Annotated in this window: 17 protein-coding genes, 1 tRNA gene and 2 pseudogenes; 14 read left to right on the top strand and 6 right to left on the bottom strand. The window is 69.4% G+C overall.

The window, feature by feature from the left end; translation table 11 throughout:
- Positions 1–71: 71 nt before the first annotated feature.
- The 7 genes and pseudogenes from SSNG_RS16810 to SSNG_RS42150 all read left to right on the top strand — a co-directional run bounded on the left by SSNG_RS16810 (position 72) and on the right by SSNG_RS42150 (position 3,948).
- Positions 72–635, top strand: a complete 564-nt coding sequence (locus tag SSNG_RS16810; protein ID WP_007265060.1) for a hypothetical protein — start codon at positions 72–74, stop codon at positions 633–635.
- A 23-nt stretch (positions 636–658) separates the two neighbouring features.
- A complete protein-coding gene (locus SSNG_RS16805) occupies positions 659–1,279 on the top strand; it encodes a GNAT family protein (protein ID WP_007265059.1) in 621 nt (206 codons plus the stop codon).
- Positions 1,280–1,718: 439 nt separating this feature from the next.
- On the top strand, positions 1,719–2,132 hold the full coding sequence (locus SSNG_RS16800; protein WP_007265057.1) for an NUDIX hydrolase: 414 nt from the start codon (positions 1,719–1,721) through the stop codon (positions 2,130–2,132).
- Positions 2,133–2,211: 79 nt separating this feature from the next.
- Positions 2,212–2,640: an NUDIX domain-containing protein gene (locus tag SSNG_RS16795; protein WP_007265056.1), complete on the top strand. Its 429-nt coding sequence runs from the start codon at positions 2,212–2,214 to the stop codon at positions 2,638–2,640.
- Positions 2,631–2,816, top strand: a pseudogene (locus tag SSNG_RS43860) (site-specific integrase); the annotation flags it as partial. The gene SSNG_RS16795 and the pseudogene SSNG_RS43860, both read left to right, overlap by 10 nt.
- A gap of 577 nt (positions 2,817–3,393) precedes the next feature.
- Positions 3,394–3,750 (top strand): PRC-barrel domain-containing protein, encoded by a 357-nt coding sequence (locus tag SSNG_RS16790; RefSeq protein WP_007265055.1) that lies wholly within the window; start codon positions 3,394–3,396, stop codon positions 3,748–3,750.
- A gap of 30 nt (positions 3,751–3,780) precedes the next feature.
- Positions 3,781–3,948: a hypothetical protein gene (locus SSNG_RS42150; protein WP_007265054.1), complete on the top strand. Its 168-nt coding sequence runs from the start codon at positions 3,781–3,783 to the stop codon at positions 3,946–3,948.
- Positions 3,949–4,069: 121 nt separating this feature from the next.
- Here the strand turns inward: SSNG_RS42150 and SSNG_RS37980 are convergent, their stop codons facing one another.
- The 3 genes from SSNG_RS37980 to SSNG_RS42145 form a co-directional block, all read right to left on the bottom strand.
- Complete coding sequence (locus SSNG_RS37980) at positions 4,070–4,579, bottom strand: hypothetical protein (protein WP_007265053.1); 510 nt, start codon at positions 4,577–4,579, stop codon at positions 4,070–4,072.
- Positions 4,580–4,629: 50 nt separating this feature from the next.
- Complete coding sequence (locus SSNG_RS16780) at positions 4,630–5,181, bottom strand: hypothetical protein (protein WP_042801180.1); 552 nt, start codon at positions 5,179–5,181, stop codon at positions 4,630–4,632.
- Positions 5,182–5,466: 285 nt separating this feature from the next.
- Entirely contained in the window at positions 5,467–5,622 is a 156-nt protein-coding gene (locus SSNG_RS42145) for a DUF6131 family protein (RefSeq protein WP_241695240.1), read from the bottom strand.
- A gap of 125 nt (positions 5,623–5,747) precedes the next feature.
- On the opposite strand from SSNG_RS42145, the gene SSNG_RS42985 reads away from it, so the two are divergent.
- The 4 genes from SSNG_RS42985 (at position 5,748) to SSNG_RS16765 (ending at position 8,222) form a co-directional block, all read left to right on the top strand.
- Positions 5,748–6,164 carry a hypothetical protein gene (locus SSNG_RS42985; protein ID WP_042801177.1) on the top strand — a complete coding sequence of 139 codons (417 nt, stop codon included), beginning with the start codon at positions 5,748–5,750 and terminating at the stop codon, positions 6,162–6,164.
- 88 nt (positions 6,165–6,252) lie between these two features.
- Positions 6,253–6,426: a CsbD family protein gene (locus tag SSNG_RS39800; RefSeq protein ID WP_128636995.1), complete on the top strand. Its 174-nt coding sequence runs from the start codon at positions 6,253–6,255 to the stop codon at positions 6,424–6,426.
- Positions 6,427–6,478: 52 nt separating this feature from the next.
- On the top strand, positions 6,479–7,390 hold the full coding sequence (locus SSNG_RS16770; RefSeq protein ID WP_007265048.1) for a DUF1206 domain-containing protein: 912 nt from the start codon (positions 6,479–6,481) through the stop codon (positions 7,388–7,390).
- A gap of 31 nt (positions 7,391–7,421) precedes the next feature.
- On the top strand, positions 7,422–8,222 hold the full coding sequence (locus tag SSNG_RS16765) for a YhjD/YihY/BrkB family envelope integrity protein (protein WP_241695069.1): 801 nt from the start codon (positions 7,422–7,424) through the stop codon (positions 8,220–8,222).
- Between the two features lie 153 nt (positions 8,223–8,375).
- Here the strand turns inward: SSNG_RS16765 and SSNG_RS16760 are convergent.
- Positions 8,376–8,449 (bottom strand) — tRNA-Gly (locus SSNG_RS16760).
- 474 nt (positions 8,450–8,923) lie between these two features.
- On the opposite strand from SSNG_RS16760, the gene dcd reads away from it, so the two are divergent.
- Complete coding sequence (gene dcd / locus SSNG_RS16755) at positions 8,924–9,511, top strand: dCTP deaminase (protein WP_007265045.1); 588 nt, start codon at positions 8,924–8,926, stop codon at positions 9,509–9,511.
- Positions 9,508–10,008 carry a phosphoribosyltransferase gene (locus SSNG_RS16750; RefSeq protein WP_007265043.1) on the top strand — a complete coding sequence of 167 codons (501 nt, stop codon included), beginning with the start codon at positions 9,508–9,510 and terminating at the stop codon, positions 10,006–10,008. Before dcd ends, SSNG_RS16750 begins: the two co-directional genes overlap by 4 nt.
- A gap of 80 nt (positions 10,009–10,088) precedes the next feature.
- On the opposite strand, the gene SSNG_RS16745 is transcribed toward SSNG_RS16750, so the two are convergent.
- Positions 10,089–11,030, bottom strand: a complete 942-nt coding sequence (locus SSNG_RS16745) for a Yip1 family protein (protein WP_007265042.1) — start codon at positions 11,028–11,030, stop codon at positions 10,089–10,091.
- A gap of 231 nt (positions 11,031–11,261) precedes the next feature.
- Here SSNG_RS16745 and SSNG_RS37975 point away from each other — a divergent pair, with 231 nt between their 5' ends.
- The gene (locus SSNG_RS37975; RefSeq protein ID WP_007265041.1) at positions 11,262–12,155 is read left to right on the top strand and encodes a hypothetical protein; all 894 of its coding nucleotides are present in this window, start codon (positions 11,262–11,264) and stop codon (positions 12,153–12,155) included.
- Between the two features lie 966 nt (positions 12,156–13,121).
- Here the strand turns inward: SSNG_RS37975 and SSNG_RS16735 are convergent.
- Positions 13,122–15,338 (bottom strand): annotated as a pseudogene (locus tag SSNG_RS16735) (heterodisulfide reductase-related iron-sulfur binding cluster); the annotation flags it as partial.
- Positions 15,339–15,443: the final 105 nt, after the last annotated feature.

Below are 15,443 nucleotides of genomic sequence, written 5' to 3'. Positions count from 1 at the left end.
CGCCAGCTGGCCTGTCTGGGCTGTGTCTGGGAAACCCGTGTTGACCGCTCTTCACCGGCCCTACTGGCACGTTGTGGCACGGAGCGTGCGCCACCACCAGCGTCTGGCTGGCCTGTCTCTCCGCCCGCGCCCACGCCCTCCTCGGCGACGGCGAGGCCACCCGTACCGCCATCCAGCAGGCCGAGGAAGCCCGCACGGTCGCCGAACCCGATGACCTCGACGCCTTCGGCGGCATCATGACCTTCCCGGTGCCCCGGCAGCTGTACTACGTCGCCGAGGCCACCGTGCACCTCGGCGAGGACCCCGCACTCGGCGAGAGCCAGTCCGAGGCCGCCGTCGCCGCGTACCGCACCGCCACGGAAGACGAATGGGCCTTCGGCGACGAGGCCGGCGCCCAGACCGACCTCGCCCTCGCCCGCATCGCCCGCGGCGAGATCGAGGGCGCCATCGAAGCCGTCCAGCCGGTACTCGACCTCCCCGTCGAGCAGCGCAACTTCGGCATCACCAGCAGCGCCCAGCGGGTCCACGCCGCGCTCCAGGCCGAAGGCAGGCGCAACCGAGGCGCGGCGGCGGCCGGCCTCCGCGAGGAGATCGAAGCCTTCACGGCCACCCCGACGTCCGTCCTCGTCCGGTGACCCCGCCGGTAGGCTCCGCAGCCATGACTCCAGTCCACCTGGCCGGCCCCCGTCTGGCACTGCGCGAAGTCGAACCCGAGGACACCGCCGGCCTCCTGGCCATCTACGGCGACCCCGAGGCCACCCGGCACCTCAGCTTCGAGCCCCGCACCCCCGACCAGGTCCAGGCGATCGTCGACCGGTCCATAGCCTCCGCGAAGGACACTCCCCGGACCGAGTACTGCCTTGCCATCACCCCGCGCGGTGAACACCGGCTGATCGGCTACGCGCGCCTCGCGACCGAACCCCAGCAGGCGGCCACCATCGGGTTCGCCCTGAACCCCGCCGAGTGGGGCAAGGGCCTCGGTACGGAGACCGTTCGCATGCTGTGTGCGCTCGGCTTCAAGGTCCTGGGCCTCCACCGCATATGGGCCGCACGCTCGCCGCTCAACGAGGCGTCCGCGCGGACCCTCCTGCGGGCGGGCATGACCGAGGACGGGCGGATCCGCGACCACGTCTTCGTCCACGGAGCCTGGCGGGACTCGATCACCTACTCGATCCTGGAGCACGAGTGGGCACCGACCGGCAGCTTCGACCTCAGCGCTGACGAAGGAGCCCCGGTGGGTATGCCCGTGTCTGCGGCTGACGGCGGACAGGACAGGTGAGCTGGTGCTGACCGAGCAAGGCTTACCGCACCACCTGGCAGTCCCCGGCATCGCCGAGTTCGCTCGCGGTGGCTTGCCCGAGCCGCCGACCACCAACGACGGCAACGAGTGGGTCGAAGGGGTGTGCTGGCTGTACTGCGGACAGCGATGGACCCGCGTCCTGTGGATCGGCCCGGTCAGTGTGGCCGGAGCCCAGGCGCCCATGTACGCCTGCGGCCCCTGCATCGCAGAGCTCCAGGAACGTGTCTGGTGCTCCATCCGCCGCCACGATGAGCCCGCTCGTCCCACCGACCGACCCGAGTGCGGACGGGAGGCCAGAACCGCTGTCAGGGGGCGGGGACGCCACCGACGCAGCGGCGCACCGTCTGCCTAGACAGCCCCGGATCATCCCCGTCCATATGTCCTTTCCATCCATCCTGGCCGTCCCGGAGGAGTAGACGTGACGCAGCAGAACGCCGGGGAGCGCCCGGGCGTCGCCGCGGCCATCGTGGTGCACGAGGGCCGCGTGCTCATGGTGCGGCGTCGCGTAAGCGAGGGCCGGCTCTCCTGGCAGTTCCCCGCAGGCAAGGTCGAGCCTGGCGAAAGCCGGGAGGATGCAGCCGTGCGCGAGACCCAGGAGGAGACGGGGCTGGTAGTGAGGTCGGGACGGCCGCTGGGTGAGCGGGTCCACCCGGACACTGGTCGGCTGGTGTCCTACACGGCTTGCGAGGTGCTCGGCGGAAACGCGCACGTCGCGGATACCGACGAGCTGGCCGAAGTCGCCTGGGTAGCCCACGCCGAGATCCCGCAGTACGTCCCGTACGGTCTGTTCGCGCCGGTACGAGAACACCTCGACGCGGCTCTGAATCGCTGAAGCCGATGCCTGGTCGTCATCCTCGGCCAGGACCGGATGCCACGTCCTCATCGCCGCCTTCGCAAGGAAGCAGAGAGAAATGATCGAACGAGTCCGCGCCGTCCTCGTCACCGCCGACGACACGATGCTGGTCATCCACCGCACCAAGCCCGACGTCCCCGAGTACTGGGTGCTCCCCGGCGGCGGTGTAGAGCCCAGTGGCGAGTCCCGGGAGGCCGCCCTCCACAGGGAGATCCACGAGGAGATCGCGGGGAAGGCCGACATCATCCGCCTCCTCCACACGCTGGAGTCCGACGAGGAGCGTCAGCTCTTCTATCTCGCCCGCATCACGACCTGGTCCTTCGACGACCGCACCGGTCCCGAGTTCAGCGCCGAGGGTCGCGGTGAGTACGCGCTGGAGGAGGTCCCGCTGACCGCGGAGGCGCTCGACGGCATCAACCTCAAGCCCGAGGAGATCGCCCACGTCCTGCGGGGCGCCATCAGCGCCGGGACCCTCTGGAACGGCTGAAGGCGACGGGCAAGACCACGACGGCGACGTCCTACCGGCTGCTGAAGGCGATTGTGCAGACGGCGGTCGAGGACGAGCTGGTCCGCCGGAATCCGTGCTCCATCCGAGGTGCGGGGCGCGAGGACGCCGACGAGCGGCCCGTGGCCCCCGTCGAGCAGGTCTTCGCGCTTGCCGAAGTACCGTCCGGCTCCAGCGGGTGCCCGCACGCGAGCTTCGATAGGTCTAGACAACAAATAAGCCCCAGGTCGCTGACCTGGGGCTTTGTCGTGGAGCGGATGACGGGAATCGAACCCGCGCTATACGCTTGGGAATCAACGGTGCCTGGCACGGTGATAGGTCGTCTGACCTGCGTGTTTTCCCTGCGAAGTGGTCGCTGCTGCGGTCACTCCGTACCCGTGATGACCGCTGTTTACCCCTCCGAAGGGCACGGATGGGGCACGCCCTCGCCGGGCGCCGGGCCGGGGCGCCCCCTGGGCGACTTACACCCCTGCAAGGCCGGTCCCCCCCAGGCTGCGGCGCACGCCGGTGTTGCGGAAGCAAGCGGGCCACGCTGTCGATGCCCCGTGCAACTCCCTCTTGCGTACAGGGCTGCCTCACCCGGGTCGTCCGTCTGGAGATCCCACAGGAGCAGACTCACAGGACCGGTGTGACCCGTGGGACGTTGTCGGGTGTGCCGAGCTGGTTCCCTCGGTCAGGCGGGGGCAGGCTAAGAAGTGCACCGGCCGGGCTGTGATCGTGCGAAGGGACCTGAGGATGATCCAGGCAGCGGACATTCGCGAGTGGCGTACCCACGAGGTGGTCGACGCGGGCGGGCACAGGATCGGCACGCTGGAGGCCGTCTACGTGGACACCAGCACGGACGAGCCCGCCATGGCCACCGTGCTGGTGGGGCTGCCCACCCGGCACCGGCTGGTCTTCGTTCCACTGGACGGCGCGATCGTCGGGCCGGGGTACGTCAAGGTTGGCTACGACAAGGCGCTGGTGAAGAAGAGCCCTTCGATCGGCACGGACGACGTCCTGCCGGCCGAGGAGGAGGAAGCCGTCTTCCAGCACTACGGTCTCGCCTACCGGCCCGGCGCGGGCGGTGAGCGGGTGCTCGCCCGCCGCTGAGCCCCATTCGCCCGAGGAGGTGTCTACGTCGTGAAGGTTTTCTTGATTCTCGTCATCGTGGCGATGGTGCTGGGCATCATCGGCGCGGTCGCCGAAGGCATGCTCTATTTGCTGTTCATCGGCATCGTGGTCTTCGTGGCGGCCCTGGTCTACCTGGGCTTGCGCGGGCGTCGCTCCGGACGCCGCCACGTCCGCTGAGACCCTGCCCCACGTACCGGCCGGTGACTGCCCGCGCGATCCTCTCTGCGTGGGGGAGACACCGGCCGGTGCTTTGCGACCAGCACCTCGGCGGGGCACTCGTCGCGGTCAGGGCCGGCGGTCAGGTGCTGAGCAGGCGGTCGAAGAAGGACCGGTATTGGCGCAGGGCCAGGCGCAGGTCCTCGGTGGCGACCTCCTCGCCGCGGTGCCATTGGCCTTCGAGTCCCTGCTTGTGGTCGGCGAACGTGGTGGCGAGCAGCTGCATGACCTCGGCGACGAGCCCGTCTGCCGCGAGCACCGACTGTTTCGGGTCATCGACGAATCCCTGCTGAATCTCCTGCCACCTGGTGCGAAGGCGTTCTGCCTCCTGGGCCCCGAGAAGCGGGGCAGAATCGGGCTCATCCTCGGACTCGATCTGTTCGTCGGCTACGGGCTCGGGCTCGTTTCCGGCCTCGTCCGTGATTCTGGTCCGGGGTGCTGCCCCCTCGTCGTCGGGGGCGGCGGTCAGGTCATCGTCTGCCGTCTGTTGCGATGTGTCTGTCCGGGGCCGGGCGATGTCCTCGGTGGACAGCGTTTCTCCGGCGGGTTCGGCGTACTCGTCGTCGCGTCCGTATGGTCCGTCTCTCTGCATGTCCCTTCACCTCCCTGCGGTGGCGAACGGCCGCTTCCGGCTGCTGGCGCTCAGTGGCGTTCTTCATCTGGCGAAGCGGTGTCGTCTTTCAGCAGTTCCTCGAACAGCGCCCGGTAGTGGACCATGGCGCCCCGCAGTTCTTCCGTCGTGGTGTCCCTGCCTCCGGCCCGCCCCTTGATCTCATGCGCGATGCGGTAGTGGTCCAGGGTCCGGGAGTGTTCGACCGAGAGGTCCCGCTTCTGCTGCTCGAAACTCTCGGTCGGGTAGCCGCGCTCGCTCATGAGCGTGGTCACCAGGCGGTCCGCCTCACCCACAGCCTGGTCGGGGCTGTCGACGAAGTGCTCCTGCACGATGGCCCAGTCCCGGGCGTACCGGTCCCGGACGGTGGAGGGCAGCGGCCTGATCTCCAGCGCCTCATGCCGCTCCTCCCTCTCCTTGAGGTCGCGCTCGGCCGCTCCGCGGCTCTGCCCCGCCTCGACCGTGCGGTCATACTCGGGCCCGAACTGCTCCCGGAGGTGCCGGCGCCGGGTCATGGTCCGCATGGTCATTGCGGCGGCGGCCAGGATCACCACGGCGGCCACGATGATGACGATGGTCCACATCGCATCCTCCACTCATTGACAGCTCACACATGCAGCCAGAACCGGGGCGTACGAGCGTCACCGCCGCGGGTGCCGTCCCTTGCTGTGCCACATTCCAGAATTTCACATATCGCCCGAAATGTGCTGTGGATGGGCTGTCGACGCGTGGTGGCAAGCAGGTCAGTGGGCCGGGCGTCGGCGGCGCAGTACCGACCGCACGGCGAGGTAGAGCACGTCGGCGATCAGGAGCAGTACGTCGGCGGAGACCAGGTACCGGGGGTGTTCCCCGCGCGGTGTCAGGGGCGGCTACCAGTAGTGCCGTCGTCCGCCGACCTTGTGTCCTGTGGATCCCAGGATCCACAGGATGATGCCGATGACGACCAGGATGATCCCGATGGTCCACAGGATGGAGATGCCGACCACGTAGCCGACGACCAGCAGAATGATTCCGAGGACGATCATGGTGTCCGCCGATCTCACGGAGTGATGCGAAGCCCCTGTTCCCAGGGTAGATCGGCCCTCTGCCTGTGGCTTCCCGGGCAGGACGGTCCTACCGTGGAGAGACAGCGAGACCTCTGGAGCGCGCCATGCTCGTCATCCTCGGACTCATCCTCCTGATCGCCGCGCTGGTCGTCGGCGTGACCGCCGTCGTCACCAACGACGGCAGCGCCCATGAGCTGACCAGCGCATTCTCCGTCTTCGACTACCACGTCACCGGCTCCACCGGCACTCTCTTCCTCTACGGCATCGTCGTCGGGGCCGTGGCCATGCTCGGACTGATCCTCCTCCTGGCCGGTGCCCGCCGCACCTCTCGCCGCGGCCGCGGCGCATACCCCAGACGCACGGCGCGCCGCGAGACGGCCGCGGTCGGCAACGACCGCGAGGACGTCGTAGACCAGCGCGGCAGCCCCCGCCCGCAGACGACGAGCGAGAGAGAGCCCAGCCCGGAAGGCGAGCGCCGCAGGGGGCTCAACCCGTTCAAGCACCGATCCGAGCCCCGATAGGCCGGCAGTCGATCGCCGGCCGACCAACCGCCGGGGGTGCCCCTGGGCGGGGCGTCCCTTGGCAGATGATGACGAAGGGTGGCGAGCCATGAGTATCGGCAAGAAGATCGCGCACAAGGCCGAAGCGGCCAAGGGCGGTGCCAAGAAGACCGTCGGCCGTGTGACCGGCAGCTGGCACCTGCGGGCCGAAGGCCGCGGTGACCAGATCAAGGGCAACGCCAAGCAAGCCGGGGCGAAGATCAAGGACGCCTTCAAGCACTGACCGCCTGACAAGCCCTGCCGGCCTCACGGCAAGCCTCCCGGAGGTGCCACGTATGGCCATCAAGAAGGATGCCGCCCACGCCAGGTCCCAAGGGCGGCGCATGTCCAACAGCCGCGCCATGGAGGTCCTGTCCAGGGTCGGATTCTGCGCCCGGGGAGTGATCTACGTACTGGTGGGGCTGCTGGCCGTACAGATGGGTTTCGGCGGCGACAGCGGCAAGGAGGCCGACCGGTCCGGTGCGGTGCGGACCATCGGGGAGCAGCCGTTCGGCCGGGTGCTGCTGTGGGCGCTGGTGGTGGGGCTGGCTGCGATGGCGCTGTGGCGGCTGTCCGAGGCGGCGTTCGGGCAGGCGGTGACAGGCGGTGACAAGTGGACCCGGCGCCTGGGTTCGTTGGGGTTGGCCGTCTTCTACATCGTGATCTGTATCGGTGTGGTGCAGACGGTGCTGGTCGGCGGGTCCGCCGGGGGTCGTCCCGGTGATGAGACGTCGAAGGACTACACCGCGAGGGTGCTGACCTGGCCCTTTGGGCGGGTGCTCGTCGGTGTGGTCGGGGCCGTCCTGGTCATCGTCGGCGTGGTGATCGTGGTGCGCAGCCTGATGCGGAAGTTCGAGGAGAATCTCCGGACGGACGAGATGAGCCCGACGACGCGGCGCATCGTCGCCTGGCTCGGCATCGTCGGCGGCGTGGCGACCGGCGTGGTCGCGGGGGTGGCCGGGCTGTTCGTCGTGTTGGCCGCGGTGCGGTTCGATCCCGGCGAAGCCAAGGGCATGGACGAGACGCTGCGTTCGTTCGCCGCCACGCCCGCCGGGCCCGTCCTGCTGATCGCCGCGGCGGTGGGCCTCCTGGTGTTCGGCCTCTACTCGTTCTGCGAAGCCCGCTGGCGCAAAGCCCCTGAGCACGGTGCCTCGGCGGAGCAGCCGACCGAGGTCCCGGGCTCGGAGACGCGCCCAAGTGCGCCCTAGCAAGGGGATCTCGTCCGATGCCGTGGGCCGCTTGTCTCCGTTCGGGCGCCTGCGCAGCGCGATCCGCCGCTCGCGGGCCGGACGCAGGTGGGGGCGGGGCGGCGATATCGACCTGTCGCAGCTTTCGCTGGGATTCGCGGCGCTCGGATTCCTGACACTGGTGCCGCTGCTGATCGTCGTGTCCGCAGCCGATCCGGCGAGCGGACGGGGATTCGCGCAGTGGCTGGGGGACGGGCTCGGCGTGTCCGCGGCGGCCAGAGGGGAGATCGAGCGGTTGTTCGCCCTGCCGGGCCAGGCATGGCGGACTACGACGGCATTCGGCCTCGCCGTCCTCGCCGTATTCGGTCTGTCGTTCGGGGCGGCGATACAGAGCGGCTACGAGAAGATCTGGGATCTGCCCCCGGCCCGCTGGTGGGCCAGGTGGCGGCACGTGCTGTGGCTCGCCGTCCTCATCGGCATCCTCTTCCTGTCCGCGATCACACCCCTGTGGCGGAATTCCTCGGCCCGCGGGGTGGTCACGGTGGTCAGCGGCACCCTGTTCTTCTGGTGGTCCCAGCGGATCCTGCTCGGCGGCCGCATCGCCTGGGCCACCCTGCTGCCCGGGGCGGTCGCCACCATGCTCGGGCTGCTCGGCCTCAGACTCTTCTCCCGGCTCGTGTTCTCACCGCTGATCGCCTCCAGCGCCGTCTCCTACGGCCCGTTCGGAACCGTCCTGGTCATCCAGTCCTGGCTGGTCGGCGTCGGAGTCGTCGTGTTCGGCGGCGCCCTGGCCGGCCGACTCCTCCACGACGAAGGCCCTCGCCTGGCACGGGCGCTGAAACGGCGAGGGTGAGACTCGGATCTACCGTTCTGCTGAGCGCCTTCGAGTGCGATCTGGGCTCAACCTGACGCTCCATGAGGGCGCTTGTGGCGCGCGAATGGCACGCGGGCCTCGATAGGTCTAGACAACAAGCAAGCCCCAGGTCGCTGACCTGGGGCTTTGTCGTGGAGCGGATGACGGGAATCGAACCCGCGCTATAAGCTTGGGAAGCTCATGTTCTACCATTAAACTACATCCGCGCAGTGGTCCAGTTGCCTGGATCCCTACCGTTGCACACTGTACCCCATGATCGACCCCCGGTGAATTCTCCCGTCGGGGTCGTCGTCGTTCCCGCGGCGCAGGAGGGTTCGTGGGGGCGGGAGTTGGGGCGTACCGTTGGGGTGCGGAGCGGCGGCTGGAGTGGGTCCCGATCATCCCCTAATGTGGCGATTCATCGCGTTACGGCTCGTTGGGGAAAGGGACTCGATGGAGCACACAGTCGTCCGTTGTGCCGAAGGGCATGTTTTCAACACCGCTTCGTTCCCGTTGCAGCACCTCGGTGCCGGCCGGATCGGGCCCGGGCGGCTGCTGCGGTGTCCGCGGTGCGCGCGGCTGAGGCACGCGGTGCCCGTCGGCGGCGTCAAGCGGTAGGGCGGCAGGACGCAGGCAGGTGCGGGCGCGCGGGGGGCCTTCTCGATTGGGGGTGGCCCGCGCGCTCTGCGTATCCTCGGGACGTGCTTCTCTCCGACAAAGACATCCGGGCCGAGATCGACAGCGGACGGGTTCGCATTGACCCCTTCGACGAGTCGATGGTGCAGCCCTCCAGCATCGACGTACGCCTCGACCGGTTCTTCCGGGTCTTCGAGAACCACCGGTACGCGCACATCGACCCCGCCATCGAGCAGCCCGACCTGACCCGCATGGTCGAGCCCGAGGGCGACGAGGCGTTCATCCTGCATCCGGGTGAGTTCGTGCTCGCCTCGACGTACGAGGTCATCTCGCTCCCCGAGGACATCGCCTCCAGGCTGGAGGGGAAGTCCAGCCTGGGACGCCTGGGTCTGGTGACGCATTCGACCGCCGGATTCATCGACCCCGGCTTCTCGGGGCACGTGACCCTGGAGCTGTCGAACCTGGCCACCCTTCCGATCAAGCTCTGGCCGGGCATGAAGATCGGGCAGCTGTGCATGTTCCGCCTCAGCTCGCCCGCGGAGTTCCCGTACGGCAGCGAGCGGTACGGATCCAGGTACCAGGGGCAGCGCGGGCCGACCGCCTCGCGCTCCTTCCAGAACTTCCACCGTACCCAGGTGAGGCACGAAGCATGAGTGACGCAGTACGCGAGAACCTGTCCTACGAGGGCTTCGGGCGCGCCGTCCGCGAGCTGGCGCAGACCATCGCCGACGACGGCTACGAGCCGGACATCATCCTGAGCATCGCCCGCGGCGGCGTCTTCGTCGCCGGCGGCCTGGCGTACGCGCTCGACTGCAAGAACATCCACCTGGTGAACGTGGAGTTCTACACCGGCGTCGGCACCACGCTGGAGATGCCGGTCATGCTCGCGCCCGTCCCCGAGGCGATCGACTTCACGAACAAGAAGGTCCTGATCGCCGACGACGTGGCGGACACGGGCAAGACGCTCAAGCTCGTCCACGACTTCTGCCTCGGCCACGTCGCCGAGGTGCGCTCCGCCGTCATCTACGAGAAGTCCCACTCGCTCGTGCAGTGCGAGTACGTGTGGAAGCGCACCGACGACTGGATCGAGTTCCCCTGGTCGGTCCAGCCGCCCGTGGTGAAGCGCGAGGGCCAGGTCCTCGACGCCTGAGCCGGGAGAGACGGACACGGGAAGGGCCCGCCGCGCGGTCGCGCGGGGGGCCTTCCCGTGTGTGCCGTCGTACGCGTCGGCTAGAGCGTGCCCAGCTTGATCATCGAGAGCAGTGCGACCAGCTGGATCGCGGACGCGCCCAACGCCTTCTGCCAGGGCAGGTCGTGCGACTTGCTCACCATCGAGGTGAAGAGCGCGCCGGCCGCCAGCCAGGTCACCCAGCCCAGCACCTGCACGAACATGTTGTCGCCGCCCAGGAACACCGCCACCAGCAGGCGCGGCGCGTCCGTGATGGACATGACCAGCATCGACAGGCCCACGGTCGGCTGCCACGCGCCGTCGCCGCCCAGCTGGCGGGCCAGGGTGTGGGTGACCGCGCCGAGGATCAGGCCGCACAGGACGAAGGCCACGCCGGCGCTCAGGATGATCGGGATCACCTGGGTGAGGGTCGCCTTGATGGCGTCCTCGCGGGCCTTGTCGAAGCCGAAGACCGCGAGCATGCCGTAGATGAAGGTCACCACCAGCGCCGGACCCCAGACCGGGTAGTCCCGCATCTGGAGGAAGGTCGGCCCCGGGCGCAGCAGCATGCCGCGCAGCAGGTCCTTCCAGTGCAGCCGCGGCCCGACGGGGGCCGCGGGGGCCGCGCCCGCCTGGTACGTCGCGCCCTGGCCGTACGGGTCCTCGCCGATCGAGAAGGCCTGGGTGTACCCCGGGTCGTTCGCGTACGGGGCCCCCTGCCGGCCCGCGTACGGGGCCTGCGGCGGCTGCGGGTGCGCGTGCGGGTGCGGCTGCGGCTGGGAGTACGGGTCGAAGTACTCCGGCTCGCCGTGGTCGCCCGCGCTGCCCTGGGCCGGCCAGTGCTGCTGCGGCGGCGGGCCTGCGGGCGGGTAGGGCTGATGACCGTACGGTGCCTGCGGCGCTTGCTGCTGCTGCTGACCGTACGGCTGCTGCCGCGGGGTGTGCGGGGGTTGCTGCGGAGGGTGGTTGTCGTCCCTGCCGCGTCCGATCCTGAATCCAGCCACGTGATCGAAAGTACCTGCTCCGCCGGGCGGCCGTGGCCGGGCCACCGGAACGGGCGGCCTTTGCGGCTGACCTGTGACATCCCCTAGGGGGAGCTGGGGGTGGCCGGTTTACACGGTTGCGGGGGCTTATGTGGTGATTCGTTACGCAGCCGACGGAATGCGTACGTATCGGGTCCGTAGCTTCGTGGACGTAGCCGCCACGGAGTCACGAACCAGAACGGAACCCCACCCATGCGCCGTACCCGCCGCAGCACCACCCTTCGTACCGCCGCAGTCCTCACCGGCGCCGCCGCCGTGCTGGCGCTGCCCGTCGGATCCGCCTTCGCGGACTCGCCGACGGTGCCGGAGCCGGAGGTGCTGCCGGGGGTCGAGCGGCCGGCGGAGAAGCCGGTGGGGAAGCCCGTGGAGAAGCCCGTCGAGAAGCAGGCGAAGGGGCGGGTGTACGTCACCACCGTGAGGCTGGCCGACGGGTCGGTCGCCAAGGTCTACAAGCTCGGCGACGGCCACTTCGAGGCCGACGTCCTCACCCGGGGTGCGAAGCCGGACATCCTGGTCAGCAAGAACGGAAGGCCGGCCTACGGGCAGAACAACGGCCTGCACGTCGTCCTCCAGCCGAACGGCACCGTGACCTCCTGGGTCGAGGGCGGCCCGAAGCCGCAGGTCAAGAAGGAGACATCGGTGCGGATCGCCATGCCGGACGGGCGGATCGCACGGCTGGTCGACGGCCCGAGCGGCAAGCGCGCCGAGATCTCCATGCCGAACGGGAACGTGCTCGGCACCATCGACATGAAGAACCGCAGCGCGCTGAACGACGGCTGGACGTACAAGCTCGTCCAGGACGGGAAGCGCGTGAAGTTCGTCGTCATCGACGGCAAGGGGGGCGGGGACAGCTGGGTGTACGACTTCTCCACCGGGAAGCTGATCGAGCGGTACAGGGCGGAGAAGCCGGTCGAGCCGGCGAAGGTCGAGCGGGTCGTGCCGAAGGGCGGCGTGAACGCCGGTGCCGGTGGCTCCGACGCGCAGACCGACACCCCGCTGCTGCTGGCCGCGGGTGGCGGCATGGCCGCGACGGGCGCGGCGGGCCTCGGCTTCGCGCTGCTCCGCCGGAACCGCACCAACGGCTGATACGCGGAACGGCCGGTCCCCCTCGATCGAGAGGGACCGGCCGTTCTGTGCGTGCCGGCTGTTCGGCTGGGGCTACTTGGCCGCCTCGGGCTTCGCCTCGCCCTTGCCGTCCTCGGCCGCGGCCGCCGCGGCGGACTCGTCGTCGGCCTTCGGCTCGGAGTCGCCCTTCGGGGCCGCCTCAGCCTGGGCCTCGGCCGGAGCGTCCGCCTGGGCAGGAGCGTCCGCCTTGGCAGGAGCCTGGGCCTCGGCCGGAGCGTCCGCCTGGGCAGGAGCGTCCGCCTTGGCAGGAGCGTCCGCCTGGGCAGGAGCGTCCGCCTTGGCAGGAGCCTGGGCCTCGGCCGGAGCGTCCGCCTGGGCAGGAGCCTCGGCCTTGGGCTCGTCCTTGGCCGGAGCCTCGGCCGGAGCGTCCGCCTGGGCAGGAGCCTCGGCCTTGGGCTCGTCCTTGGCCGGAGCCTCGGCCGGAGCGTCCGCCTTGGCCGGAGCCTCGGCCGGAGCGTCCACCGTGGCCGGAGCCTCGGCCTTGGGCTCGTCCTCGGCCGGAGCCTCAGCCTCGGCCTCCGGCTTCGCCGCAGGCGCCTCGTCGGCGGCCTCCGCCTCCGCGGCGGGCTCGTCTTCGGCCTTCGCCTCGGAGTCGGCCTTCGGTGCTGCCTCAGCCTCGTCGGCGGCCTCGTCTGCCTTGGCCTCAGGCTTGGCCGCGTCCGCCGCGTCCGCCGCGTCGTCCTCGGCCGCAGCCTCGGCTTCCGCCTCGTCCTTCGCCTCCGCGGCGGCAGCCGCCTCGGCCTCCGCCTCCGCCTTGGCTTCGGCTTCCGCCTTGGCCTTCGCCTCCTGCGCGGCAGCCGCCTCCGCCTTGGCCTTCGCCTCCGCGGCGGCAGCCGCCTCCGCAGCCGCCTTCGCCTCGGCCTCCGCAGCGGCCGCGGCAGCGGCTTCGGCTTCGGCCTCCGCCGCCAGCGCCGCCAGTTCCTCCTCCGTCGGCTCCGGGGCCTTCACCGACTCCAGCAGGAGCTGCGCCACGTCCACGACCTGGACGGATTCCTTCGCCTGGCCGTCGTTCTTCTTGCCGTTCACCGAGTCGGTCAGCATCACCAGGCAGAACGGGCAGGCCGTCGAGACGATGTCCGGGTTCAGGGAGAGGGCCTCGTCGACGCGCTCGTTGTTGATGCGCTTGCCGATCCGCTCCTCCATCCACATCCGCGCACCACCGGCGCCACAGCAGAAGCCGCGCTCCTTGTGGCGGTGCATCTCCTGCTGCCGCAGGCCCGGCACGGCGGACATGATCTCGCGCGGCGGCGTGTAGACCTTGTTGTGCCGGCCCAGGTAGCAGGGGTCGTGGTACGTGATCAGGCCGTCGACCGGCGTCACCGGCGTCAGCCGGCCCTCGTCGATCAGGTGCTGGAGCAGCTGCGTGTGGTGGATGACCTCGTACTCGCCGCCCAGCTGCGGGTACTCGTTCGCGATGGTGTTGAAGCAGTGCGGGCAGGTGGAGACGATCCGCTTCGCCGACTTCGGCTTCTTCGTCGACGGGTCGTCGTCGTCCTCGCCGAACGCCATGTTCAGCATGGCCACGTTCTCCTGGCCCAGCTGCTGGAACAGCGGCTCGTTGCCCAGGCGGCGCGGCGAGTCACCGGTGCACTTCTCGTCGCCGCCCATGATCGCGAACTTGACGCCCGCGATGTTCAGCAGCTCCGCGAAGGCCTTCGTGGTCTTCTTCGCCCGGTCCTCCAGGGCGCCCGCGCAGCCGACCCAGTACAGGTAGTCGAACTCCGAGAGGTCCTCCGCGTCCTTCCCGATGATCGGGACCTCGAAGTCGACCTCCTTCGTCCACTCCACGCGCTGCTTCTTGGCCAGACCCCAGGGGTTGCCCTTCTTCTCCAGGTTCTTGAGCATCGTGCCCGCCTCCGACGGGAACGCGCTCTCGATCATCACCTGGTAGCGGCGCATGTCGACGATGTGGTCGATGTGCTCGATGTCGACCGGGCACTGCTCCACGCACGCGCCGCAGGTCGTGCAGGACCACAGCACGTCCGGGTCGATGACGCCGTTCTCCTCGACCGTGCCGATCAGCGGACGCTCCGCCTCGGCCAGGGCCGCCGCCGGGACGCCGGCCAGCTGCTCGGCGGTCGCCTTCTCCTCGCCCTCCATCGTCTTGCCGCCGCCCGCGAGCAGGTACGGGGCCTTGGCGTGCGCGTGGTCGCGCAGCGACATGATGAGGAGCTTGGGGGAGAGGGGCTTGCCCGTGTTCCAGGCGGGGCACTGCGACTGGCAGCGGCCGCACTCGGTGCAGGTGGAGAAGTCGAGGATGCCCTTCCAGGAGAACTGCTCGACCTGGGAGACGCCGAAGACGTCGTCCTCGCCGGGCTCCTCGAAGTCGATCTCCTTGCCGCCGCTCGTCATCGGCTGGAGGGCGCCGAGCGCCGTCGAACCATCTGCGTTGCGCTTGAACCAGATGTTCGGGAAGCCGAGGAAGCGGTGCCAGGCCACACCCATGTTGGTGTTGAGCGAGACCGTGATCATCCAGATGAAGGAGACGCTGATCTTCACCATCGCGGTGAAGTAGATGGCGTTCTGGATGCCGCTGATCGAGAGCCCCTTGAAGGCCAGCACCAGCGGGTACGAGGCGAAGTACGCCGGCTCGTACGACTCGACGCCGTGGATCGCGCCCTCCAGGCCGCGCAGCGCGAGGATCGCGAGGCCGATGGTGAGGATGACGTACTCGACGAAGTACGCCTGCCAGGCCTTCGAGCCGGCGAAGCGCGACTTGCGGCCGGCCCGCGAGGGGAGGTTGAGCAGGCGGATCGCCATCAGGACGACGATGCCGACGACGGTCATCACGCCGATGAACTCGGTGTAGAGCTCGAAGGGCAGGAAGTTGCCGACGATCGGCAGCAGCCAGTCGGCCTGGAAGAGCTGGCCGAAGGCCTGCACCAGGGTGGGCGGCAGCGTCAGGAAGCCGATCGCGACGAACCAGTGCGCGAAGCCGACGATCCCCCACCGGTTCATCCGGCTGTGGCCGAGGAACTCCCGGACCAGGGTGATCGTTCGGTCCTTCGGGCGGTCCGTGCGGCTGCCCGCCGGTACGGGTTGGCCGAGCTTCACGAACCGGTAGATCTGCGCCACGGCTCGGGCGATCAGCGCGACGCCGACCACGGTCAGGACCAGCGACACGATGATCGCGGCGAGTTGCATGGGAGGGCTCCTCGGGCGGGACTTACTAAGCGGTAACTTATTGAGTCAAGGCTTGAGGTTACCCAGTTCCCGCGCCGCACTGTAGGTGAGCGTGCGGTGATCTGT

Origin of the sequence: Streptomyces sp. C (assembly GCF_000158895.1) — a bacterium.
Lineage (GTDB): Bacteria > Actinomycetota > Actinomycetes > Streptomycetales > Streptomycetaceae > Streptomyces > Streptomyces racemochromogenes.
This window is presented reverse-complemented; position numbering and strand designations above follow the sequence as displayed.